Genomic DNA, 23,773 nt, shown 5'->3' on the forward strand with positions numbered 1-23,773 from the left:
ATGGTGTGAAAGCGAGTTTGTCTGTGGATCATAAAAAGCGGCTTCTACCCTTGTTAATGTGCGGTACCATTTTGGGTGGCACAGCTCTTCCTCTTCAGGCGCAAACACAAGAAGCGGCTTCAGCCGCACCAGCCACGCCGGCAGTGTCTGCCGATCAAACCATAAGTTCCATCGTGGTTAACGGCGCCCAGCGGCTGGAGCCGACCACGGTCTTGTCCTATATGCAATTGCGCGTCGGTCAGCCCTATACGCAGGAAGCAGCCGATCAGGCCTTGAAGGATCTTTTTGAAACAGAATTGTTCAAAGATGTCAGTATCCGGAACAATGACGGTGCTGTCATTATCGAGGTGGTCGAAAATCCGGTGATCAACCGGATTTTGCTTGAGGGCAACAAGCGGATCAAGGAAGATAAAATCTATCCTGAGATCCGGCTGGCCCCACGACAGATATTCACGCGTTCGAAGGTCCGGGCCGATGTCGCCCGCATCGTCGAGCTCTATAAACGCAAAGGTCGTTTTGCGGCCAATGTTGAACCCAAGATGGTTCAACTGGACCAAAATCGCGTCGACATCGTTTTCGAGATCAATGAAGGGCCAAAATCCAAGGTCCAGCAGATCAACATCATCGGTAATGAAGTATTTTCTGACGGCAAGTTGCGCGGTGAAATGGTTACCAAGCAATCACGCTTCTATCGTTTCTTCAGTTCGAGCGACACTTATGATCCGGACCGGCTGGCATTTGACCAGCAGAAACTCCGCCAGTTCTATCTGACGGAAGGCTATGCCGATTTTCGGGTCATTTCAGCGGTGGCTGAACTGACACCGGACAAGAAGGACTTCATCATCACCTATGTGGTTGAAGAAGGTGATCGTTACAAGTTCGGTGACGTGACGGTGGAAAGCGATATTCGCGATTTTACACCTGAATTCCTGACCCCTCAGCTGCCGATGAAGACTGGGGATTATTATGACGCCAAGCAGGTTGAAGATACGGTCGAGCGCCTGTCGGAAACCGCCGGATTGTTCGGTTATGCCTTTGCTGACGTCCGTCCGCAATTTACGCGGAACAAAGAAACGCTAACCATGGATATCCTGTTCCAGGTGGCGGAAAGTGATCGTGTGTATGTCGAGCGGATCGACATTAACGGCAATACACTGACGCAGGACAAGGTGGTGCGTCGGGAATTCCGTTTGAATGAGGGTGATGCCTTTAACAGCTTCATGGTCAAACGTTCCGCCAACCGCATAAAATCACTAGGTTTTTTCCAGGAAGATCTGGAAATCGAACAAAAGCAGGGCAGTGCTCCTGATCGGATCATTCTGGAAGCCAATGTTGAAGAAAGGGCGACCGGCGAGTTGCAGCTTTCGGCAGGTTTTTCCAGCGTCGAGAATTTTATTCTTCAGGCCTCCGTCAGACAACGAAATTTTCGCGGTAAAGGACAGGAGTTGCGTGCCAGCGTCAGCTATTCCAGCTATTCGCAGTCGATTGAACTTGGCTTTACGGAGCCCTATTTGTTCGACCGGAATATTGCCGTGGGCGCGGATGTGTTCCGACGTGATTTGAACAGCTTCAATTACGTCAACAGCGATCGCCAAACCACTTTCGAACAGCTGACCACGGGTTTCCAGATCCGCGCCGGTGTGCCGATTACCGAATATCTGTCGGCATCGCTTCGTTATGGCCTCAGTCAGGATGATGTGACGCTGGAGCCAACGCTGTTCTTTACGGACAGCAACGATGACGGCATTCGCGGTAACAGCGCCGCCGATGTTTGTGACCCGCTGCTTGCCGGACGCTATTTGTGCGATGCTCTGGGCAAGCGCACAACATCCTCGATCGGCGCATCGCTAATTTATGATGACAGGGATAATCGCATCCGCCCAACCCGGGGGCAATCAATCGTCGGTAGTCTCGATTTTGCCGGATTGGGGGGTAGTGTCAAATATCTCCGTGGCCGTCTGAATGCATCCAAGCACTGGCGTGTCTTTGGCGACTTTATTTTCACGGTTAGTGGTGAGGGTGGATATATCCATCCCTTGGAAGATCGCGGCAGCGCGGCCGACGGGATTGATGATGTTCGCCTGACCGACCGCTTCTTCCTCGGTGAACCGCAAATCCGCGGTTTTGATATTCGCGGTGTCGGTCCCCGTGTCGTGCGTTCTTCGACCATTCCCGGGCTCGATGCCAACGGCAATCCGATCAACGAGATTGTGGAAGTAACCAACGGTACGCAGACAGACGATGCTATCGGCGGGCGCGCTTATTATCTGGGGCGCGCAGAGCTGGAAATTCCACTTGGTTCCGGTGCTCGCGAACTGGGTTTGAGACCTTCCATTTTTGTTGATGTGGGTGCCGTTTTCAACGTAGTTCAACCGTTACTCTTGACGGACTTGCAAACGCAAGCGTCGGGAACAGTCGCGACGCGTGATGCTTCTGGCGCCGCAATTACTGATAGTACCGGCGCTATCGTTACCGCTACCGGGCCGCTATATTTGAGCCTCGACGATACAGGACAAGCTGTACAAGTCGTGGATGCCGTCAACAGCAGCGGCATAGCCAATCCGATTGCGACCAGCTTCACGGAGCGTTTCTTTGGTGATACAATGAGCCCTCGGCTATCTGTAGGCTTTGGCGTGAACTGGAATTCACCATTCGGTCCGTTCCGGATCGATATAGCCAAAGCGCTGTTAAAAGAGCCTGGTGATGACACCAAATTATTCACATTTAACGTAGGAACACAATTCTGATGACACGTTTATTAAACAAAGCATTGACGATCTTTGCAATTTCGACCCTGCCTCTGGCTTTTAGTTCGGCTGCGACAGCACAGGTTTCCGGCATTGCCACAGCTGATCCGATGATTGCCATCGCCAAGACCAAGGCATTCTCGGCTGCATATTCGCAAATTGGGACTCAGTATAAGGCCTCTTTTGACCAGATTGACGCGCATAATAGAACGCTCAACGGCTTGCGGGCGCAGCTGGATACAGACAATAACAAGCAACTGACCCAGGAAGAGCTGGACGCGGCGGTCAAGGCGAATAACCCGGTTTTGAAGAGTATCGAAACCGAAGAAACAGCAATTCAGAAACTGCAAACGCCGGCGATCAAGGCGCAAATGTATGCGGTTGAGAATATTTTTAACGAATATTCCAATGCCCAGCAGCAGGTTGTTTCGGACAAGAAAATCGGTGTTATTCTGAGCCAGGATGCATTTCTTTATGCGCCGCCACAGGTAGACGTGACCAACGCTATCACAGCGGTGCTGGATACAAGGGTTCCGTCGGTCAGCACGACCCCGCCAGCGGATTGGCAGCCACAGCGCAACACGGTTGCTCTTCACCAGCAGCTGCAGCAATTGCTGGTAGCCAGTGCCCGTAACCAGGCCGCGCAACAGCAGCAAACCCCGGCGGCCGCTCAGCCAGCCAGCCGTTAGTTGACCATTGATGACGACCGAATCGCTGAACTATGATGTAACCAAGGTGATGGCGGTGCTGCCGCACCGCTATCCCATGCTGTTGGTTGATCGGGTGGAAGAACTCGTGAAGGATGAATCGATCCGGGCGATCAAGGCCGTCACCATGAATGAAGGATTTTTTCAGGGTCATTTCCCTGGACGCCCGATCATGCCTGGTGTCTTGATTGTCGAAGCGCTGGCGCAAGCTGCCGGTGTTTTGGCGATGGAGAGTTTCGATTTGGTTGGATCGGGCAAACTGGTTTTATTCATGGCAATTGACGGCGCGAAATTCCGTCAACCCGTGGAACCGGGTTGCTTGCTGTCGCTGAACGTGAAATTTGCACAAAAACGCGCGCGTGTGTGCAAATTTTCCGGGCAGGCGATGATCGGCGACAAGCTCGCGGCCGAAGCGACCTTCACCGCGATGATCGCCGACCCACCTTCTGCATAAGCTTTTGCAAAAGAATCTTGCCCTTTTCCCATTCGGCGGTTAATGCGCCGCTTCCGTTAAATTTATTCGCTTTGGGTCTGGTCGGTAACCAGCCTGTTTAGGAGCCGAAAATGAAACCAGATACGCATCCCGATTACCACATGATCAAGGTCCAGATGACCGATGGTACAACGTTTGAAACCCGCTCCACATGGGGCAAAGAGGGTGATACGTTGCAGCTCGACATTGATCCTTCATCGCACCCAGCATGGACCGGCGGCAATCAGCGCCTTCTCGATCAGGGTGGCCAGGTGGCTCGCTTCAACAAGCGTTTCGGTGGACTGTCGCTTAAAAAGAGCTGATCGTTATCGGGACTATGCAATAGTCCCGATATTCTACCACAGATCGATCTGGCCCAGCCAGGAAGACAGCAGGGAGAGTTTCTCCCGATGGATTTCTGTCGCTCGCTCCGTTGTGGTTTGCACAAACTGAACTTTTGATCCCGGTCCCAGTTGTCCTATCAAGTGGCGATCGGCGCGGATTACCTGTCCGATCCGGGGGTAACCTCCGGTCGTCTGTGCATCGGGGCCCAGCAGATAGGGTTGCCCGCTCGGGGGCATCTGAATTGTTCCGGGAAAGACGGCCGCACTCTGCATATCTGCCGATTTTCTTGCGCTGAGAGGGTTGCCTTCCAGTGCGATGCCCATCCGGTTGGCGCGTGCACTGACTGTATAGGGACTGAGACACAGGTCATCCAACACCCCGTCGGTCGGTTTGCGGGCTTCCGGTCCGGGGGTAACCCGCAGCACATGGTCGTTGCTATAGTGCGGTCTGAGATTTTCTGGTGTGACCCGCTCCACCTCGCGGACCAGTGAAACCTGCGAGAAGGCGATGACATCACCGCTCTTGAGCGCACGACCGTGGTAGCCGCCGAGACCCGCGGCAAGATAGGTTGATTGACCATCCAGCAGCTTCTCCGCCTCAATCCCAGAAGAAACAGACAAATAGGTACGGCACCCCGGGCGGCTGGGGCCAATGTGGAGCGTGTCTCCGGCATTGATCCTCAAGCTCTGATGCTGGGGATGGTCCTCGTCATTGATACGGACATATTCCGCGGCCCCCACTACAGCGATCGAACAGGGTTCGTTCATTTGGAAAATCGCGTCTGTAAGCGTGTTTTCCAACGCGATTTCGCCGAATGATTTGCCGACGAGAATATTCGCCAGCGCCAGTGAAAGGCAATCGGCGGCACCGGTGGTGGGCATCCCTAGATGCCGATGTCCGGCATAGGGTGCCCCCTGCAAGCTGGTTTGCAGTCCGGCCTTCAATACCGTCATGCTCACGGGTTCGGTTCCTGTTGCCAGCTATCAAATGCGTCCTTCGAGATCGATTCGAAGTGAATATTCTGCCCGGCCGACAGCAGAGCTGGTCGTTTTCTTGATGGATCGAACAACCGGAGCGGCGTGCGGCCGATGATAGGCCAGCCACCCGGACTGTCGAAGGAATATATACAGCTCTGTCGCCCGATGACGCCGATTGAGCCGGCTGGGACCAATTGTCTTGGGCTGTCGAGCCGTCCAATCGTGGGCGTGTCATCCATGCTGTCGAGATAGGCAAAGCCGGGCATGAATCCCAGCATGGCGACGCGATGCCTTTGCATTATGTGCCAGGACGGTAACGCTTCGGTAGCGATCCCTAGCCTGTCGGCGATATGGTCGCGGTCAGGCGCAAATTCCGGAGCATAGCAGACAGGAATGGTCAGCGTGTCGCCGGAAATGCTTGTCACCCCCCGCAGATCGGCGAGCTGGTCCAATATGGTCTTGGCGGCGTCCTTCGGCCAAATAACAGCCGGGTCGAACTGGACGGCGATACTGTCGAGACCCGGTACAATCTCGGTCCAATATTTGCTGGAAGACAACGCGTGTTGTGCCGCAATGACCGAATCCCAGTCGGGTAATGTGACGCTGACCCAGTCATCGCAGATGTGGATCGTCGGATCATGCTCAGCCACTATCCCGCCGGTCCGATCACGATTCCGGCCTTCTCCAGCGCCAGCCGCATTCGTCTCGCGGTACCGAGCGCGCCATCGCTGTCGGAGTGGAGGCACAGGCTTTCGGCTTTCAGGATAAGGCTGTTGCCGCTTTGCGCTGAAAACGCTGTGCCTTGTGCTAGGCAGATACCTTGGGAAATTCGGTCGTCTTCATCTGTAATCACTGCGCCTGCCTGACTACGGGGAACCAGTCGGCCATTGTCGGTATAGCGCCGATCGATGAAGGCTTCGGCGATAAAGGCAATGTCGTTCTCACCAGCCTTTTTCTGGATCAGCGATCCGGGCATTCCGACCAAAGCAAGATTTTCCCGCGCCGCGATGTCGACCAGCAGAGTGGCAAGTATCGGGTCATCCTGTGCGTCATTATACAAGGCACCATGCGGCTTGATATGGGTCAGCAATATATCGACTTCCGCCGCAATCGCGGCGATTTCATGTAATTGCCGCGTCAGGCTGATCTCCAGATTCTCCAGCGATATATCCATCGTTTGGCGACCGAAGCCGGTACGATCCGGATAGGATGGGTGGGCCCCCGGGGCAATGGACCGGGCCTTTGCAGCTTTTAGCATGCGCCGCATGGTATCGGGCGATCCGGCGTGGCCACCGCAAGCGATATTGCAACTGGAGACGATATCCATGATCCCGACATCGCGGGCAATGCCCGCTGGTTCTTCATCTTCGCCAAGATCAGCATTCAGGTCGATCATGGATGTCATGGCCAGAATCCCAACGCTCTGGCGATCAATCGGAAGCCCAATGCCGTAGTGATCAGCAAAATGGCTGCACCCAGAAGATTGGCCTTGAGACCATTGGCATGTGGGCCGAGAAGATTCTTGTCATTGGCCAGTTTTAGAAGAAAAATCGCGACGATGGGCAGCAACAGTCCGTTGGCAATCTGGGCCACGAAGATCAGTTCAACCGGACGATATCCCAACAGCGAAGCGAATGTACCGGACAGGATCACGATCAGCGCGCCGATTTTAAACGGTGCCCGCGAGCGGGAGGATTTGAAAATCTCCTGCACGATATAACCGGTCGCCAAGGGCGCCGTGATCGCAGAAGTCAATCCCGCTGCGAACAATCCTGTGCCCAGCGTAACAGTGGCCATGCTGCCAAACAGGGGGCTGAGCTGCTGCGCCATATCAACCGCATTTTCAATTGTCTTGCCGCTACCGAACAGGCTGGCCGCCGCAGTCGCCAATATGGTCATCGATACCAAGCCGCCGATGCCAATTGAAACGGTCGTGTCCAGCTGCGCTTCGGGCAGTTGCTCCTTGTCCCAGCGCTCGCGCACGCTGGCCGCATGAAGAAACAGATTATAGGGGACAATTGTCGTGCCAATCAACGCGATTGCGGTCATCAAGCCTTCATCCGGTATGGTGGGAACGAAGCCTTGCAATACGGCCCCAAGGTCCGGACGGATCAGCAGAAAGGTCAGAATGAAGGCTGCGCTCATCAGCATCACCAGCAGGATCAGGATATTTTCTATCCACTTTGGTTTTGTGAAAACCAGCATGGTAGAAGCGAACAGGCCTATGGTGATGATCACCGGCGCTATGCCAAAGGCCAGAGGCGCGCCGTTGATGGCTTCCAGTCCCAGCGCGGCGCCGGACATATTGCCGGCCTCATAAGCGGCATTGCCCAAAACGAGTGCGGAAATCAGAAGCAGGGCCGCGAGAGCGCGTAGAATTGGCGACGCGACAGATTTTAGCATTGCCTCCGCCAGTCCCAATTGGGTAACCAATGCGATGCGGACGGCAAAGGACTGAAGAATGATCGTCGTCAACGTTGCAAATACGAGAGCCCAGAGCAGGGCGAAGCCGAAATTCGCTCCTGCCAAAGTGCATGCGGTGACGGTTCCCGGGCCGATGAAGGCCGCCGAAACCATCATGCCCGGGCCGGGACGGTAGCGACTGAGTTTCATTGATTTTTCTGCAACTGTTTCAACCATTCCATGGCCACGGTTTCTCGCGGTACCATTTTGTAATGACATATTTTGTACCACTTCGAACCTTCATGCCGTGGTGCAGCGTCCAGTTGTTGACGCTACCATCGATATTGCGGTTATTCCAGCACAGCATGGTTCCGGTTTCCGGAGCAAAATTCTTTTTGAAATGTGTGAAGCGTGTGTTCCCACCCGCTGCCGGCTTGTTGAGGTAAATCATGAAGGTCCATGATCGTTGTCCGGAGACCGAACAATATTTTTTATAATCCTGTCCGCCCGGATCGAAAAAGTCCGTGTGTGCCTTGAATTCTTGCCCGACTGCATAGCGTTGTCCCTGCAGCGGTTCGCCAAACTTCTTGTCGATATCCGCAAAGGCGCAGATTTTTGCATCAATCTCGGCGACAAAATCATCCTCATGGTCGAGATCGCAGGTCTCACTGGTGCGAAAATAATCGTCACCATTGGGGTCGGCGATATCGGACGGCCGCCGTTTCTGGTCGATCATGTCCATAAGCCTGATGCATTCTTCGGGATTGAGGAAGTTTTTGACGATACATAATTCTATTTCCTTGCGGGGAAAACGCTGCACCTTGCCCAATGACACGAGATAGCCAGCCGATGTATTATTGGCTTCTGTCATATCAACGTCCAAAACTGTTCCTAACGACCTCATGGTACGATAAATGAATCCCTGTTGATCGCAACCGCTGTTTGCGGCTCGGGCCAATCTGAATATAAGCGAGGCTGATGGAAAAAACTCCTGCCGAATCCCGCAATCGCAACGGCTTCACTCTGGTCGAGATGATGGTCGCGCTGTTCATTTTTGCGATGTTGTCGGTGGCAGGGGTGGTCATGTTGCGGTCAGCGGTCGATAGTGACGAGGCGACCGCCGAAAAGCTCGGCGAGATGGCAGAAATGCAGCGTTTCGTTTCCTTGATGGAAGCAGATTTGAGCCAGACGTTGCCGCGTACATACAGGGATGATCGCGGTGACCGTATGCCGGCCTTTGCGAGCGAGACCGGAGGGACAGAGAAAGCGCTCCTGAAATTCACCAGGGGTGGACAAAGCAACATCAACGGTCAGGCCCGTTCCAATCTGGAACGGGTCGAATATCGGCTGCAGGATGGAAATCTCGAACGCTGGCGTTATCGGATGACCGATGGTGGATCCATCGATCAGCCAGCGGTCCTGATCGCGAACATAGGTTCATTTGAATTGCGCTTTCGTGACAAGCGAGGCCAGTGGTCGAGTCGCTGGGAAACCGAGAGATTGACCGACCTGCCGCGGGCGATCGAAATACAGTTTGAGCAGGATGGGCGGCGTTATCGTCACCTGTTTCTGGTCGGAACAGGTTATCTGTGAGCAAATTCCAGGAAATTGGGACCGAAAAGGAACGCGGCGCGGCTCTGTTGACGGTCTTGCTTCTGGTGGCGGTGATCGCGATACTCGCGTCGCACGGGATTGACCGGTTGGCGGGGGCTACCAAGCTCGCTTCCAACGCACGGGAACTATCACAGGCCAAGGCCTATCTGATTGCTGCCGAATCCATCGGAATCCAGACCGCTGAAGAGATTGTGTCGGCTTCTCCCGGGCGGACGATCAATGTTGGTGGTTGGAACGGTCGGGAGCAGAGGTTCCCGGTGCCCGGCGGGATAGTGTCTGCGACACTTGCTGACGGTGGCAATTGTTTCAACATCAACAGCCTTGTCACGCAGCAAGAGGCACTGTTGCTGGCAAGGCCGGAAGGTATGGCGCAATTCTCCCGCCTGATGGTCATGCTGGGCATATTGGATGGCGATGCCGCCGATATTGCGCAATCGGTCGCTGACTGGATCGACAGCGATACGGTAGCAGCACCACGCGGGGCGGAAGATCAATATTATCTCCAACAGGAAGAACCCTATCGAACGGCCAACACGCTGATCGTCGATGTCAGCGAATTGCGCACGATCAAGGGCGTGACCGAAGAGCTGTTCGTTGCCCTTGCGCCGTGGATATGTGCCTTGCCGACCACCGACCTTTCACCGATCAACATAAACACGCTGCGGCCGGAGCAGGCAATATTGCTGGCGATGCTGGGAGCGGTTCCTTCCGATCTTACAGCGGCGCGCCAATTTCTCGGGCGCAGGCCGGAGCTTGGATATGGCAGCCTGAATGACTTCTGGGCGCAATCCTATCCGGCCAGCCTGGGAGCAACATCCGAAGTCCAAAGTCAGGTCAAACTAACAACGCGCTGGTTCCGGGCCGACCTGACCGTCGAGATGCAAAGTGCGCTGGTCGAGGAACGGGCGTTGATCGATGCGGCGCGCCGACCGGGCCGCCTTGTCCATCGCCAGCGCGGAGATGTGCTTTAATTCATTATTGCCCCGCTAAACGCTTGACGATTGCTACACGCTAACTCTATGGACCGCGGCGCAATGCGGCTATATAGTGCGCGGCTTGTGGCGATCGTAGCTCAGTTGGTTAGAGCGCCGGTTTGTGGTACCGGAGGTCGGGGGTTCGAGACCCCTCGATCGCCCCATTTTCCCCAGAGAATCATGAAAGCATGAGGTCAGCACCACTGGGCCTTGGGGAAAAGACTTGCTTTATTTGTAATTAAGTTGCGTCTATACGATATTTAATTACTTCAATTTGTTGGGGATGACAGCCATGAGCGTGATGTGGGATTTGCCGGATTTTGATGACCATGAAGCGGTCCATTTTTTCCATGATGCAGACACTGGCCTCAGCGCGATTATTGCCCTCCACAGCACCCATCTTGGCCCCGGCGCGGGCGGAACCCGTTTCTGGCACTATGAAAACCGCGAAACCGCGGTGACCGACGCGCTGCGTCTGTCGCGCGGCATGAGCTTCAAGAATGCGATGGCCGGTCTGCCGCTGGGTGGCGGTAAAGCAGTTATCCTGGCCGACCGCAACCGAACCAAGACACCCGAAATGCTCGCCGCTTTCGGCCGGATGATCGAATCGCTCGGCGGCCAATATGTCACCGCGGAAGATGTCGGAATCACCGCAGCGGACATGGTCGCTTTGACCAAGGAAACCAAATATGTCTCCGGCCTGCCGGTCAGCAACAGCGGCGAAGCTGGCGGCGATCCCGGGCCCTTTACCGCGATGGGCGTCTATCTCGGCGTGAAGGCCGCAGTGACCTACAAGCTTGGCCGCGAATCCATGGCCGGCGTCCATGTCGCGATCCAGGGCGTCGGCAGCGTCGGCGGTGGTCTTGCCCGTTTGCTGGCCAAGGATGGCGCGAAGCTGAGCATCGCCGATATCAACAAGGACCATGCGGCCGCGCTGGCGAAGGAAATCGGCGCGACGGTCGTCGGCCTCGACGAGGTCATGCGGATCGAGGCGGATGTCTTTAGTCCCAATGCCTTGGGCGCGATACTGGATAAAGTCTCTATCGCTCATCTCAATGTTCCGATCGTTGCCGGTGGTGCCAATAACCAGCTGGCGACCCCCGAAGACGGACAACGGATTTTCGACCGCAACATCCTGTTCGCGCCGGATTATGTGATAAACTCCGGCGGTATCATCAGCGTCGGTCTGGAATATCTCGGTGAAGGCGATGTTCAGGAAGTCAATCGTCGGGTCGGTATGATCCCGCAGCGTCTGACCGAAATCTGGCAGCAGAGCGCGGCCCAAAAATTGCCTGACTCCGATGTTGCCGACAATATGGCGATGGCCCTGATCGGACGGGGTTGAGCATAGCGCGAACCTTACACCATCTGGTCGTTTTATTTTGTGTGACCTTTGCGTGACAAGCCCGGTTTTCTGACATTGTCCGATCGCCAGTCCGGTTCCTAGTGTGACTTTTTAGTCTCGCGGGGTTCTGAAGGGCCGGCGAACTATTTCATCTCGTTCAAATGTCAAAGAGCCTGTCCTGCGCATGGCGAAGGGCAGGCCGGAGGATAAGGGATCGGGGCGGCTGTAGGAAAGAATTTTCGATGGGAAGGCGGAAGAGAGGCCCGCAAAAGCACTCCCTTCCATTCCAATCTTCAGGATCAAGGCGCAACCGCAGCCTTGATCTTCGACCAGCTTACCAGCTTGAAATTCTGCGTGCCGCCTTCGTTGGCACCATCCTGCATAACCATCAGGCCTTCGGGATAGGCCGGACCGAAATCACCCAAGATGACTTCAATGCCGTCTGTTTCCGAGGTGCCGTCGATGGCGCCGTCGACGAGACGGAAGCGGTTTACATAGGCGCCTGTGGTCAGGTCATAGAGCACATAGGCATTGTCGCCCTGGCTGGAGGCGACCAGATAGCCGCCATTCTCGCCTTGGGGAGCCAGCGCCAGCCCTTCGACATCAGCGACCAGTTCGCGGCCGTTGATATTGGCAAAGCGCTGTGGCGCGAAATTGTCGGCATTCAGATCGAACAGCCATATGCCGGCATTTTCCTCGCCGACATAGAGGCGTCCGGTGCGATCATCGACAACGCAGCCTTCCGGCTGGGTGGCCAGCTTATATTCGCGGGTGAGGCGGGCGCTCGGCGTGCCATTGTCAAAGGCCAGAGTGATCTCGCGGACGAACCCGCTTTTCTCGATCATATAGGCGAAGACTTCGCCGCCGTGATCCTGGCCAAAACAAAAGCCGTAAGCTTCGCCGGGACCGGCTGGATATTTGCCCAAAAGCGACAATTCAGCGGTTTCCGTGTCGAGCTTGTAGAGACCGACATGGGCATTGACCGGGTCATTGCGGATGCTTGCGCCGACAAGCACAGTCTTTTTCCCGTCAATCATGATTTCGCGCAGATCGACATTGTTGAGCTCGCCTTCGGGGAGGAAGGATTTCTTCGATCCGTCCAGCCCGTAAACATACAAACCGGCCCGCTTGTCCGTCCCGATGATTAGACTGTTCGCCGGATCAGCGGCGTTGCGCCAAATGGCCGGATCATCCGCCGCATCACGGTTGACAGTGCCGACCGGAACGGTTTCTGCGTCAGCGGTCAGTTCGAGCGTCGGCACTGAAGAGACAGTACCAGACGGGGTTGTGCAACTGGAGAGAGCGAGGCTGCCGAGCAGCAGCGGGGAGAGTATATTTTTCATCACATTGTTATCTTTGCGCCGAATTTGAATGTCGAGCCATATTCTTCATATTGCAGCAGTCTCTGGGTCGATTCGAAATTCTGATAGGCGAAATATTTGGCATTGTTGATGTTGATCCATTCCGCAAACAGCCGCACATTCTTGTTCAGTTTGAATTTCACGCTGGCGTCCAGCTGGAAATGATTGTCGACATAGCGGTCCGCGCTGGCTTCCGCACCGAGCTCGTCGAGATAGCGATCCCGATAGGTGCCCGCCAGCCGGAAATCAAACGGGCCTTTCTCGTAACCGAGTACCGCGTTGAACGTGTGTTTGGAACTGCTCGGCAGAGCGATGCTGCGCAGATCATTGATGTCACCATCTGTCGGCACTGTGCCAGTGGCGTCGGTGAACGTATAGTTGAAATTGAACAGCAATCCGTCAAACGGGTCAGGCAGGAAATTGAAGGCCTGCGCGTAGCCCAGTTCTATGCCGAAGACTTCGGCGCTGCTGCCGTTGATCGGGATGGTTGCCTCGTCAAAGGCGATTCCGAAACGGGTGCCATCTTCCTCGAGTGAATCGACGATGAAATTCTTGATGTCCTTGTAGAAGACATTGGCCGTGAGCGCGCCGTTCGAGCTGAAGTAAAATTCGGCAGAAGCGTCGAAGTTCCAGGCTTCATAAGGCTGGAGGTCCGGATTGCCGAATTCTCCTTCGCGCTCGTCGTCGTCATTTTGCTCGACAGCGAAGCGGGGGGCGAGATCGGACAAATTGGGTCTCACGACGCTGCGGTAGCCAGCAGCACGCAACACCAGATTGCGCTGCGGTTCGAAGCGGATATTCAGGCTTGGCAACCAGTCATCATAGCTGCGCGAGAAGCTGTTGGGAGCGACAACGACCGTATCCTCGGTAAACAGTACGCCACCGAAGGTCGCATCTTCCTCGACCAGAGTCACCGTGTTCGCGGAAATGACATTCTCGGTCCGTTCGAAACGGAGACCGCCGATGACGCGCAGCTTGTCGCTGTCCCAGCGACCAAGCAGATAGCCGGCGTAAATATCTTCCTGATTCACATAGTCGGAAACAGCGGAATCGAACTGGCTATCGATTTCCTGCAGCTCGAAATCGCCGAAATTGGCGCGGAAATATTCCGTTGGTCCTGTGTGGCTGGCGACCGGGCCGAGATCGGTGATGCGATAGGTTTGCGTGCCGAGCACATCGGCCAATGTATAGTTGCCGGTGCCATCCTCATAAAATTCTACATTATTGTCGTGGCTTTTTTCGCGCCAGCGGCCCTTGAAGCCGCCTTGAACGGTGAAGTCGCCGCCACCCATTGCAAAAATATGCGAGATATCCAGTCGGGCCGAATATTCTTCGTCCTGCGCGTCCGACAATGTGGTCAGTTCGACATCGTCCAGCTCATAGCTGCTGGGATCATTGGCGAGGGCCGCGCCGGAAACGATGCTGTAAAGCGGTACCCGGGGGTCGCTATAGTCGAACAGGACGCCAACGCCGTCGCCTTCGAAATTGTTGGAAAAGGTGCTCGGATCGAGCGAACCGTTTTCATATTCACTCGATTTTGACCAGCTGCCCGAATATTCGATTTTCCAGGGACCGGTCTCGGTCTTGCCGCCGAGCACGACGGACCGGATCTTCTGGGTCTCGAACCGGTCTTTTACATCGCGCTCGATCTCGATTTCGCCATCGGCGTCGTCAAACAGGGCGCTATTGGCGTCGCCGCTGCTGGCTTCCTCGTCGAGCTTGAAGGTGGTGCGGGTACGAAATTCCTGATCGTCAAACTGGCTGTAGACACCGCGAGCATATAATTCCGTGCTGTCGCTGGCGCGGAAATCGAAAGACAGCGACGCGCTGATCCGTTCCCGTTCGACATCATAGTCGCGATACTGGAGCTCTTCGGCATAGACGACGCCATCGTCATTGATGTCCCAGCCGTCGGCCTCGATATTGTCGGTCTCAAACTTGCGCTTGTAGTAAGAGAAGCCGCCCGCGACACCGATATTATCGGTAAGTCGGGTAGAAAAATCGATGCTGCCCTTTGGTGACACATGGTCGGCATAGTCGTTGTAACTGCCCTCGATCTTGCCGGTCAGAAGATCTTTCTTGCGGTCAAAGGCGCTTACGGTCTTGATTTCGATCGAAGCGCCGATCGTGTCCGCATCCATGTCGGGGGTCAGCGATTTCTTGATTTCGATCGATTCAATGAGGTCGCTCGAAATCACGTCGAGCGCGACCGACCGGACATCGCTTTCGGGGGAGGGGATACGGACGCCGTTCAGGGAGGAAGCATTGAGATTGGGATCAAGGCCACGCACCGAAACAAACCGGCCTTCACCCTGATCGTTGAGGATATTGATACCGGCAACCCGGCGGAGCGATTCAGCAACATTCTGGTCAGGAAACTGACCGATTGAATCGCGGGTGATGACGGAGGTTACGCCGTCCGCCTCGCGTTTGCGGGAGAGCGAACTGGCCTGATTGGCGCTTTGACCGATGACGAGAATTTCCATGCCGGATCCGGTCTGCAACAAGATGTTGGCGACGGTGGTGCCGGCTTCGGTCACCGTTACGCTGTTTCGACCGGTGTCTGCACCGACATAGCGCGTTTCCAGAGTATAGGTGCCGGCGGGAACTTCGGGAAATCGGTAGCTGCCATCGCGACTGGTGGTGACCACACGGTCCAGTTCGACAATGCGAACCTGTGCCGATTGCAAGCCTCTGGTTTCGCTCGGATCGCTGACCACGCCACTGACCGTACCTGCTGATGCGATGCCAGGAAGGGTCAGCAAAATGCTGGCTGATCCGATTAGTAACTCTTTGCGAAATCTAGATATTCTGGCCATGGCGCCCTCCGGTAAATCTGATGTACCGGGCCTCTAGGCGCTAATTGTGAAGGGGAATGACCGTTTTGAAGACTCCGGGATGAATCTTTGATGACGGTTCGGTTACAGGCCGGAAATTGGCAAAATCAGGGTGCCGGGTTGAGCGTTCATTCCGGGAATTCCGGCTATCGATGATCCTGGACATTGTCGGCTGATTCGGCCGGAGCGGGCCGCGCGGGCTTGTCAAAGCCGTGCAATCCCATCCACCACTGCATGGCAATGATTGCGCCTTTTGCCGGCTGCAGCAACGAACCCAAGAGAATAAGTCCCAGCACTATAATGATCGCCAGATTGGTCCACATGGAGAAATCGGTTTCGCTGATCATGTAGATGATGATCGGTGCCAGGATATGGCCGGTGAGGATGATCGCGACATAGGCGGGGAAATCATCCGCCTGTTGAGCCGTCCAGTCCTGACCACAGACGGGGCAACGCGCAATTGGCTTGAGAAGTTTGGGAAACATCTGGCCCTTGCCGCAGCTCGGGCAATGACCACGCATGCCGCGAACGGCAGCCTGAAATGCGGTCTTCGGCAAGTCGGGGGTGATATATCCATCTTCCTTGGCGGTGATATTCAACTCAGCCTTATCCTCACCGGGCATGCCGTCGACAATTCTGTCCAGTAATGTTTCAAATCCGGCCATCAATTTTATCCTGTCCAATTGTCATTGGAAATATGGGCTGACCTTGTGCCAGCCGCTTGCATTTGACAGTCGCGGGACGTGCTGTCCGCAACCGTGATGGCGATGATCGTTCCGGTCAAAGCGCGGATATCACCACCAATGTGAATGTCACCATGTTTGTTTTCTTGTCCGGATCGCTGCTTCCGAGTCACCGTCAACGATGAAAGGTCACTATACAGACTCAGAATAAATTGTTAATACTGATATTTGATGTTTTATATATGATAATGGATAGATAAATGATCACCTCTCAACAAATGCGGGCATCGCGGGCCTTATTGGGCATCGATCAGCGGCAACTGGCGGAGCTCGCCGGGCTTTCGCTGCCGACCATTCAGCGCATGGAAGCATCGGACGGACAAGTGCGCGGTGTTGTTGATACGCTGGTCAAGGTGATCGGCGCGCTTGAAAACAGCGGAATCGAATTGATTGGCGAAAATGCGCCCAGCATCGGGATCGGGCGCGGCGTGCGTTTGCGCGAAACAGTGGATGGCGAGGGGGCAAATGCCGTCGGATCCTTATTGTTCGACAAGACAAAGTCCGACGTGGAAACGGAGTGATAATTGGTCCGATGAACAGTTTTACCCCCAAAATCTTCACAACCATGCGTGAAGGCTATGATCTTAAACTTTTTAAAGCCGACTCTGTCGCCGGACTTACCGTAGCGATTGTTGCGTTGCCGCTGTCGATGGCGCTGGCTATTGCCAGCGGGGCTTCGCCGGACAAAGGCCTGATTACCGCCGTCATTGCCGGATTCCTGATTTCCTTCTTGGGTGGCTCCCGCGTTCAGGTCGGTGGTCCCACTGGCGCCTTTGTCGTCGTTGTGTTCAATGTTATTGCCCAGCACGGCTATGATGGTCTGCTGATCGCCACCTTCATGGCCGGGCTGATCCTGATTGCGGCTGGGGCGTTCAAGATCGGGCGCCTGATCAAGTTCATCCCGCATCCGGTGGTGACGGGTTTCACCGCCGGGATTGCGGTGATCATCGCCTCCAGCCAGGTGAAGGATTTTCTGGGGCTTTCGCTCGACAATGTTCCCGCCGACTTTCTGCCCAAATGGCAGGCCTATTTCGGTGCGATGACGTCGGTGCATCTTGCGACCCTGCTCGTCGGGGGCGGCGCGCTTGCCGTGATCGTCGTGCTCAGAAAATTCGCGCCGAAACTGCCGGGTTTTTTGATCGCCCTGATACTGGCTGCTGTGGTGGTCGCGGTGCTCAAACTTCCGGTCGATACGATCGGGACGCGGTTTCCAGATATGCCTACATCGATTCCGACGCCGTCGCTGCCGGATGTGTCCTGGGCAAGAATAGGTGAACTTTTACCGTCGGCATTTACGATCGCCTTTCTGGCAGGGATTGAGGCGCTGCTCTCCGCCGTCGTCGCGGACGGGATGACGGGCACCCGCCATCGTTCCAATCAGGAATTGATCGGCCAGGGCGTGGCCAATCTTGGCTCGGTCATGTTCGGTGGCTTGCCCGCAACCGGAGCGATCGCGCGAACCGCGACGAATATCAAGGCCGGCGCAAAAACGCCGGTGGCAGGTATGATGCACGCTTTGTTCATTCTGGCATTTGTCATGTTTGGCAGCAGTCTGATGGCCTATGTGCCGATGGCGGCGCTGGCGGCGATCCTGTTTGTTGTCGCTTGGGGAATGGGTGAGATCGACCGGTTCATTGCCCTGCTGCGCATGCCCAATAGTGATCGTGCGGTATTGCTGCTCACTTTTGGTTTGACGATATTGGTCGATTTGACCGTTGCGATTGGCGTTGGTGTAACATTGGCGTCGCTGCTGTTCATGGCACGAATGAGCGAGACCGTGCAGCTCGATAACGGTAATTCGCTGGATCATGATGGTGACTATGATGTCGATGACCTGACCCAGCGCGATGACCTTCCGAAAGGCGTTGAAGTGTTCCGGATTAACGGCCCGGTATTTTTCGGGGTGGCGGGTGAATTGCTGGATGCGATGCGCAGGATTGGCCGCACGCCCAAGGTCATCATCCTGCGTATGCGGCTGGTACCGATGCTTGATGCCAGCGGGGTGACGATGATCGAGGAATTTATCGAACAGGCGAGACTGTCTGGTGCCAGAATCATTCTGTCCGGTGTCCAGCCCCAGCCGCAAAAAATGCTGGCGCGCATCGGCTTGTCCGATGATCAGCCGGGGATATATTTTGAAACTGACTATGCGGCCGCGTTGCAACTCGCCGAACAATTGACAAGCGTCACGGTGCATTAGCCCGATCTGTTACGGCGGATGAAGACGGCCTTCCCGATAGCGCTCGGCGGTGGAGCGGTGATTTGTCTAGACATTGCAAATCGGAAAAACACTTGTCGCCCCGCTCTGCTTCTGCCATCGAACCCTCCTATTGATGTTGATCATCCGTAACCGAGGCAATATCGCTTTACCCATGCACGCCTATGCCAATCCCACCCGTTTCCTGTCGCTTGCCAGACCGCTGACGCCGTTTCTGTTGTTCGGGGGCATCGCCATGGTGTTGATCGCATGCATATGGGGGCTGCTGGCCACGCCGGCCGAGCGGTTGCAGGGTGATACCGTAAAGATCATCTTCTTGCATGTGCCGATGGCTTGGCTCGGCATGGCTGGATGGACGGGCATTGCAATTGCCAGTTTGTCGGAACTGATTTGGCGTCATCCGCTGGCCTCCCATGCGGCGCGCGCAATTGCCGTGCCCGGGGCGCTATTTTCCCTGCTCTGTTTGATTACGGGATCGATCTGGGGCCGTCCGGCATGGGGAACCTGGTGGGTATGGGATGGTCGCCTGACTTCGATGCTGGTGCTGTTCTTTCTCTATCTTGCCTATATCGTGCTCGCCAACGAGACGCGAAAAACCGGCGGCCAGAGCAGAATCGCCGCAATTTTCGGGGTCGTTGGTATCGTCAATCTTCCGATCATTCGCTTTTCGGTCGAATGGTGGGAGACCCAGCACCAGGGCACCAGCATCAGCCTCATGGGGAAATCCACCGTCGATGCGGTATATTTATGGCCTCTATTGGTTTCGGCGATAGGTTTTTCTCTGCTATTTGGTGCGATTGTGCTTATGCGGATGCGCGCCAGCCTGGCGCAAACCAAAGTTGATGCCCGCTTGAAAAGAATGGCCGCCGAATGAACCATGGATCTTTTGTCTTCGCCGCTTATGCCATAGTGCTGATTTGCACGGCAGCGGTTGTCGTGAACAGCTTTGTCGCGATGCGCAGGGCAGAACGCAAGGCGGATCAGTTGAGCAAGCGCAAATGAAAGCAAAACACCAAAGAATGACGCTGGCGGTGTTGGCGCTGGTTGCGCTGGTCGGTGCCGGGTTGCTCGGCACCTATGCGTTGCAGGATCAGGCCAGCTATTTCTATACGCCGTCCGATATTGTCGCGAAAAAGCCGGAAGCGGGTACGCCGATCCGGCTCGGCGGGATGGTCGAGGAAGGCTCGATCGAGCCTTCAGCCGATGGTGTGACCGTGCAATTCATCGTGCAGGACGGCACCGCGCGGCAAAAAGTCACCTATACCGGCATTACACCCGATCTGTTTGTCGAGGGTTCCGGGGTGGTTGCCGATGGCCGGCTGGACGCAAATGGCATGTTTGTGGCCGAGACCTTGCTCGCCAAACATGATGAAAATTATATTCCGCGCGAGCTGGAAGGCATTGATATGACATCCGGCAAGCACAAGACGGAGACGCTGGTCCAATGATTGCCGAAACAGGCCTGATCGCGCTCTGGCTCGCGGCTGCGCTGGCGCTCCTCCAATTTGCTCTGGGCGCGATTGGGATGCGGACGGAGCGGACCGACTATTTTGCCGCAATCCGGTCGGTTGCTGTTGCGCAGGGCGTGTTTGTCACCTTGTCCTTTCTGCTGCTGATCTGGTTATTCCTGCGATCCGACATGTCGGTCAAGCTGGTGGTCATGAACAGCGCTTCGGTGAAGCCCCTGATTTACAAATTCTCCGGAACCTGGGGCAATCACGAAGGATCGATGCTGCTCTGGGTGACGGTGATGGGCTTGGCCGGCGCGTTTATCGCGATGTTCGAGCGTTCGTTGAAGCAGAGAACTTTGGTGGCGACATTGGCGGCGCAAGCGTTCATCAGCCTGGGTTTTTACGCATTTCTGCTCGTATCCTCCAATCCGTTTGAACGGATGTTTCCGGTGCCGGCGGACGGGCAGGGACTCAATCCTCTGCTGCAGGATCCCGGTCTCGCCTTTCATCCACCGACGCTTTATTTCGGCTATGTCGGACTTTCGGTGGCTTTTTCCTTCGCCGTTGGCGCGATGATCACCCGCGATGTTGGTGCGGCTTTTGCCAAGGCGATGCGGCCATGGGTGCTGGGCGCCTGGATATTCCTGACGATTGGCATCACTGCTGGCAGCTATTGGGCTTATTACGAACTGGGCTGGGGCGGCTGGTGGTTCTGGGACCCGGTCGAGAATGCGGCGCTCATGCCCTGGCTGGCAGCAACAGCGTTGCTCCACTCCGTCACCGTTCTGGCGACTCGGGACGGATTGCGTGCTTGGACGCTGATGCTCGCCGTGGTCGCTTTCTCGATGTCGATGATCGGGACATTTCTCGTCCGCTCGGGCATTCTGACCAGCGTCCATGCCTTTGCCGTCGATCCCGAAAGAGGCAGTTTCATCCTGGCTTTGCTCGCCATCTATATCGGTGGCGCCATGGCTCTGTTCGCGCTCCGCGTCGGCACGGTCAAAGAAGGTTCGCGGTTCGAACTGGTCAGCCGGGAAGGGGCGCTGGTTGCCAATAATCTTCTGCTTTCGGTCATCCTGGGGCTGGTGTTCATCGGCACGCTCTATCCGTTGCTGGTCGAAGCGGTAACCGGGGACAAGCTGTCTGTCGGTCCGCCCTATTTCAATCTGGCGACCGGACCGCTGGCGCTGATGCTGGTCGCGGTTATGGCGGCCGGCCCGCTACTCCGCTGGCGACGCGACAATCCGAAGGCTTTGTTGAACCGCATTTCGATACCGATCCTGATTACCGCCGCCGCTCTGTTTGTGCTCGCATTGTTCACCACCGGCATGTCGGTTCTCGCCCTGCTCGGCCTTGCGCTGGCGATTGGTGTAGGTGTTGCCAGTTTCGCACCGTTGTGGAAACGCAATTTGCGGCGGACACCGCTGCACACCTATGGCATGGTAATCGCCCATTTCGGGATCGCGGTGGCGCTGGCCGGAATGGCTTGTGAAAGCAGTTTCACCGAAGAAAAACTGGTCGCGGCCAAGCCGGGCGATGAGATTGTGGTGAACGACTGGAAATTGAAATTTGAAGCGATAGAGCCGGTCGCGGGTCCCAATTGGACCGCACTCGAAGCCCGGATAACCGCGCAATATGGTGACGGTGTGTTGCATGAAATCACCCCGCAAAATCGTATGTTTGCCGCTGCCCAGACGCAAACCAGCGAAGCCGCCTTGCTGACTCGCTGGAACGGGCAGCTCTACGTTGTCCTCGGAGATGGCGACAGCGAAGGCCGCTGGCAGGTGCGGGTCTGGTGGAAGCCGTTTGTGACCTGGATCTGGTACGGTGGAATATTGGTAGCGCTGGGCGGGTTTCTGGCCATGATCGGCCGGTTGCGGCGCGGCTACAAGCAGCGCAAGCAGCGGGAATATGCCGAGGCGATAGTATGAACCGCTGGTTGCTCTGGTTGCCGCTCGTTCTTTTCGGTCTGTTCTTTGCCGCGGTCGCGACCGGCCTGATCATGCCGAAGGACAATATCATCGAGAGCAAGATGATCGGCAAGCCCATGCCGGAATTTTCACTGCCAGCAGCGATCGAGCAGCGACCGGCCTTGAGCAGTGCCGATCTTGCCGAGGGTAAGCCGACCTTGCTCAATATCTTCGCCAGTTGGTGTCTGCCCTGCATTGCGGAGGCCCCGCAATTGCTCGAGTTGCAGCAAGCCGGTGTCGAAATTAATGCAATAGCCAGCCGCGATACGCCAGAAGATATTGCCAATTTCCTCAATCGCTGGGGCAATCCCTATGCGCGGATCGGTAGCGACACGACGAGCAAGGTTCAGCTGGAACTGGGATCATCCGGCGTTCCGGAGACTTTTATCATCGATGGTAAAGGCATTATCGTCTATCAGCATATCGGCGATATCCGGGAAGAAGACGTCCCCAAGATTCTGAAATTGCTTGAGGAAGCGAAATGAAGCGCCTCCTTGCCTTGCTGTTGATGTGGGTTGCGGTCCCGCTCGCCGCCCAAACCGGTCTGCCGCCCGCGCCTTATGCTGATCGGCAGTTGCCTGATGCGCAACAGGAGGCCGCTGCGCGTGACCTGATGGAAGAATTGCGCTGTCTGAAATGCCAGAGCCAGTCTATCGCCGACAGCAATGCGCCGATGGCCGGGGATATGCGCAGTCAGGTCCGGGAAAGAATTGCCGCTGGTGAAACGCCCGAAGAGGTCAGAAGCTGGCTGATTGAACGCTATGGCAATTGGGTGTCTTATAACCCGCCAATAGCATCGGCTGTCACCTGGCCGCTGTGGATCGCGCCGATCCTGCTGTTGCTCGCCGCCTTGTGGCTGGCACGCGGGCGTTTTCGCAAAACAAAGGATGGTGAATGATGGGCTGGATCATACTTTTCCTTTTGGTGCTGATCTGTGCGGGTGGTCTGATCTGGTTCGGCAAATTGTCCCGCAGTACTTATGAAATCACCGCCGCTGCCCTGTTGATCGGTGTTGCCGGCTACGCCTGGCAGGGGCATCCCGGCATGGCGGGCGTGTCGGTCGTGCCGATCGAAAAGCCCAATAGCTTTGACGATGACCTGATCGATGCGCGCAACGATCTGGGTGAGCGGTTCGGCACCGCGCAGGAATGGCTGATTTTTTCCGACTCGCTGAATCGGGCCGGAAAGCACGGGGCTGCGGCCAATTATTTGCGGAACGGTGTGAAAGAACATCCCGACGACCCCGATCTCTGGGTCGGTCTGGGCAATGCTTTGGTCGTCCATGCTGACGGGGTGATCACACCCGCCGCGCAATTTGCCTTCCAGAAAGCGGCCGATCTGTCCCCCGAACATCCCGGTCCACCGTTTTTTCTCGGACTGGCTTATGCCCAGTCGGGCAAAATTGATCAGGCCCGGGCGATCTGGACCGAATTGCTGGCCAGAAGCAGTACGGATGCGCCTTGGCGGGAAGATCTCGAGTCGCGCTTGGCGGCCATAGAAAAGATACAACCGTCTCTCCCGGTCGAGCCAGAGGCTCCGGCAGAGCAGTAAAAACCTCATGTTATGAATGATTTGGCTTTCGCAGCCCGTCGATTTGTTGCACCTGTCA

General features: G+C 55.8%; 24 protein-coding genes and 1 tRNA gene. 17 read left to right on the forward strand and 8 right to left on the reverse strand.

Annotated features, from left to right (window positions below; all coding sequences use genetic code 11):
* The first annotated feature begins 56 nt into the window (after positions 1–56).
* The 4 genes from bamA (at position 57) to rpmE (ending at position 4,249) form a co-directional block, all read left to right on the forward strand.
* Entirely contained in the window at positions 57–2,747 is a 2,691-nt protein-coding gene (gene bamA / locus ACN0VD_RS09855; protein WP_417593866.1) for an outer membrane protein assembly factor BamA, read from the forward strand.
* Positions 2,747–3,436 carry an OmpH family outer membrane protein gene (locus ACN0VD_RS09860; RefSeq protein ID WP_417593775.1) on the forward strand — a complete coding sequence of 230 codons (690 nt, stop codon included), beginning with the start codon at positions 2,747–2,749 and terminating at the stop codon, positions 3,434–3,436. Before bamA ends, ACN0VD_RS09860 begins: the two co-directional genes overlap by 1 nt.
* Before the next feature lie 10 nt (positions 3,437–3,446).
* A complete protein-coding gene (fabZ, locus tag ACN0VD_RS09865; protein ID WP_417593776.1) occupies positions 3,447–3,908 on the forward strand; it encodes a 3-hydroxyacyl-ACP dehydratase FabZ in 462 nt (153 codons plus the stop codon).
* Between the two features lie 110 nt (positions 3,909–4,018).
* On the forward strand, positions 4,019–4,249 hold the full coding sequence (gene rpmE / locus ACN0VD_RS09870; protein ID WP_417593777.1) for a 50S ribosomal protein L31: 231 nt from the start codon (positions 4,019–4,021) through the stop codon (positions 4,247–4,249).
* Positions 4,250–4,282: 33 nt separating this feature from the next.
* Here rpmE and ACN0VD_RS09875 read toward each other — a convergent pair whose 3' ends face one another.
* The 5 genes from ACN0VD_RS09875 to ACN0VD_RS09895 are packed head-to-tail and all read right to left on the reverse strand — an operon-like array spanning position 4,283 to position 8,522.
* On the reverse strand, positions 4,283–5,224 hold the full coding sequence (locus tag ACN0VD_RS09875; RefSeq protein ID WP_417593868.1) for a biotin-dependent carboxyltransferase family protein: 942 nt from the start codon (positions 5,222–5,224) through the stop codon (positions 4,283–4,285).
* A gap of 2 nt (positions 5,225–5,226) precedes the next feature.
* Positions 5,227–5,898, reverse strand: coding sequence for a 5-oxoprolinase subunit B family protein (locus tag ACN0VD_RS09880; protein ID WP_417593778.1), 672 nt, complete (start codon positions 5,896–5,898; stop codon positions 5,227–5,229).
* Complete coding sequence (gene pxpA / locus ACN0VD_RS09885; protein ID WP_417593779.1) at positions 5,898–6,653, reverse strand: 5-oxoprolinase subunit PxpA; 756 nt, start codon at positions 6,651–6,653, stop codon at positions 5,898–5,900. Before pxpA ends, ACN0VD_RS09880 begins: the two co-directional genes overlap by 1 nt.
* A complete protein-coding gene (locus ACN0VD_RS09890) occupies positions 6,650–7,888 on the reverse strand; it encodes an Nramp family divalent metal transporter (protein ID WP_417593780.1) in 1,239 nt (412 codons plus the stop codon). The genes pxpA and ACN0VD_RS09890 overlap by 4 nt, the downstream gene beginning before the upstream one ends.
* Positions 7,881–8,522 (reverse strand): prolyl hydroxylase family protein, encoded by a 642-nt coding sequence (locus ACN0VD_RS09895; RefSeq protein ID WP_417593781.1) that lies wholly within the window; start codon positions 8,520–8,522, stop codon positions 7,881–7,883. Before ACN0VD_RS09895 ends, ACN0VD_RS09890 begins: the two co-directional genes overlap by 8 nt.
* Before the next feature lie 107 nt (positions 8,523–8,629).
* On the opposite strand from ACN0VD_RS09895, the gene gspJ reads away from it, so the two are divergent.
* The 4 genes from gspJ to ACN0VD_RS09915 all read left to right on the forward strand — a co-directional run bounded on the left by gspJ (position 8,630) and on the right by ACN0VD_RS09915 (position 11,584).
* Positions 8,630–9,244, forward strand: a complete 615-nt coding sequence (gene gspJ, locus ACN0VD_RS09900; RefSeq protein ID WP_417593782.1) for a type II secretion system minor pseudopilin GspJ — start codon at positions 8,630–8,632, stop codon at positions 9,242–9,244.
* A complete protein-coding gene (gspK, locus tag ACN0VD_RS09905; protein WP_417593783.1) occupies positions 9,241–10,236 on the forward strand; it encodes a type II secretion system minor pseudopilin GspK in 996 nt (331 codons plus the stop codon). Before gspJ ends, gspK begins: the two co-directional genes overlap by 4 nt.
* A 90-nt stretch (positions 10,237–10,326) precedes the next feature.
* Positions 10,327–10,403, forward strand: a tRNA-His gene (locus ACN0VD_RS09910).
* A 128-nt stretch (positions 10,404–10,531) separates the two neighbouring features.
* The gene (locus ACN0VD_RS09915) at positions 10,532–11,584 is read left to right on the forward strand and encodes a Leu/Phe/Val dehydrogenase (RefSeq protein ID WP_417593784.1); all 1,053 of its coding nucleotides are present in this window, start codon (positions 10,532–10,534) and stop codon (positions 11,582–11,584) included.
* A 299-nt stretch (positions 11,585–11,883) separates the two neighbouring features.
* Here the strand turns inward: ACN0VD_RS09915 and ACN0VD_RS09920 are convergent, their stop codons facing one another.
* The 3 genes from ACN0VD_RS09920 to ACN0VD_RS09930 all read right to left on the reverse strand — a co-directional run bounded on the left by ACN0VD_RS09920 (position 11,884) and on the right by ACN0VD_RS09930 (position 16,447).
* The gene (locus tag ACN0VD_RS09920) at positions 11,884–12,927 is read right to left on the reverse strand and encodes a phytase (RefSeq protein ID WP_417593870.1); all 1,044 of its coding nucleotides are present in this window, start codon (positions 12,925–12,927) and stop codon (positions 11,884–11,886) included.
* Complete coding sequence (locus ACN0VD_RS09925; RefSeq protein ID WP_417593785.1) at positions 12,927–15,764, reverse strand: TonB-dependent receptor; 2,838 nt, start codon at positions 15,762–15,764, stop codon at positions 12,927–12,929. The genes ACN0VD_RS09920 and ACN0VD_RS09925 overlap by 1 nt, the downstream gene beginning before the upstream one ends.
* Positions 15,765–15,928: 164 nt before the next feature.
* Positions 15,929–16,447: a DUF983 domain-containing protein gene (locus ACN0VD_RS09930; RefSeq protein WP_417593786.1), complete on the reverse strand. Its 519-nt coding sequence runs from the start codon at positions 16,445–16,447 to the stop codon at positions 15,929–15,931.
* A gap of 278 nt (positions 16,448–16,725) precedes the next feature.
* Between ACN0VD_RS09930 and ACN0VD_RS09935 the strand changes: the two genes are divergently transcribed.
* The 9 genes from ACN0VD_RS09935 to ACN0VD_RS09975 all read left to right on the forward strand — a co-directional run bounded on the left by ACN0VD_RS09935 (position 16,726) and on the right by ACN0VD_RS09975 (position 23,715).
* On the forward strand, positions 16,726–17,046 hold the full coding sequence (locus ACN0VD_RS09935; protein ID WP_417593787.1) for a helix-turn-helix domain-containing protein: 321 nt from the start codon (positions 16,726–16,728) through the stop codon (positions 17,044–17,046).
* 11 nt (positions 17,047–17,057) lie between these two features.
* Positions 17,058–18,725: a SulP family inorganic anion transporter gene (locus ACN0VD_RS09940; RefSeq protein WP_417593788.1), complete on the forward strand. Its 1,668-nt coding sequence runs from the start codon at positions 17,058–17,060 to the stop codon at positions 18,723–18,725.
* Positions 18,726–18,897: 172 nt separating this feature from the next.
* A complete protein-coding gene (ccmC, locus tag ACN0VD_RS09945) occupies positions 18,898–19,617 on the forward strand; it encodes a heme ABC transporter permease CcmC (RefSeq protein ID WP_417593872.1) in 720 nt (239 codons plus the stop codon).
* The gene (gene ccmD / locus ACN0VD_RS09950; RefSeq protein WP_417593789.1) at positions 19,614–19,745 is read left to right on the forward strand and encodes a heme exporter protein CcmD; all 132 of its coding nucleotides are present in this window, start codon (positions 19,614–19,616) and stop codon (positions 19,743–19,745) included. Before ccmC ends, ccmD begins: the two co-directional genes overlap by 4 nt.
* Positions 19,742–20,191: a cytochrome c maturation protein CcmE gene (gene ccmE / locus ACN0VD_RS09955; protein ID WP_417593790.1), complete on the forward strand. Its 450-nt coding sequence runs from the start codon at positions 19,742–19,744 to the stop codon at positions 20,189–20,191. Before ccmD ends, ccmE begins: the two co-directional genes overlap by 4 nt.
* The gene (locus tag ACN0VD_RS09960; RefSeq protein WP_417593791.1) at positions 20,188–22,125 is read left to right on the forward strand and encodes a heme lyase CcmF/NrfE family subunit; all 1,938 of its coding nucleotides are present in this window, start codon (positions 20,188–20,190) and stop codon (positions 22,123–22,125) included. Before ccmE ends, ACN0VD_RS09960 begins: the two co-directional genes overlap by 4 nt.
* On the forward strand, positions 22,122–22,649 hold the full coding sequence (locus ACN0VD_RS09965; RefSeq protein ID WP_417593792.1) for a DsbE family thiol:disulfide interchange protein: 528 nt from the start codon (positions 22,122–22,124) through the stop codon (positions 22,647–22,649). Before ACN0VD_RS09960 ends, ACN0VD_RS09965 begins: the two co-directional genes overlap by 4 nt.
* A complete protein-coding gene (locus tag ACN0VD_RS09970) occupies positions 22,646–23,062 on the forward strand; it encodes a cytochrome c-type biogenesis protein CcmH (RefSeq protein ID WP_417593793.1) in 417 nt (138 codons plus the stop codon). Before ACN0VD_RS09965 ends, ACN0VD_RS09970 begins: the two co-directional genes overlap by 4 nt.
* Positions 23,059–23,715 carry a tetratricopeptide repeat protein gene (locus ACN0VD_RS09975; RefSeq protein ID WP_417593794.1) on the forward strand — a complete coding sequence of 219 codons (657 nt, stop codon included), beginning with the start codon at positions 23,059–23,061 and terminating at the stop codon, positions 23,713–23,715. Before ACN0VD_RS09970 ends, ACN0VD_RS09975 begins: the two co-directional genes overlap by 4 nt.
* Positions 23,716–23,773: the final 58 nt, after the last annotated feature.

Origin of the sequence: Parasphingorhabdus sp., assembly GCF_048267785.1 — a bacterium.
Lineage (GTDB): Bacteria > Pseudomonadota > Alphaproteobacteria > Sphingomonadales > Sphingomonadaceae > Parasphingorhabdus.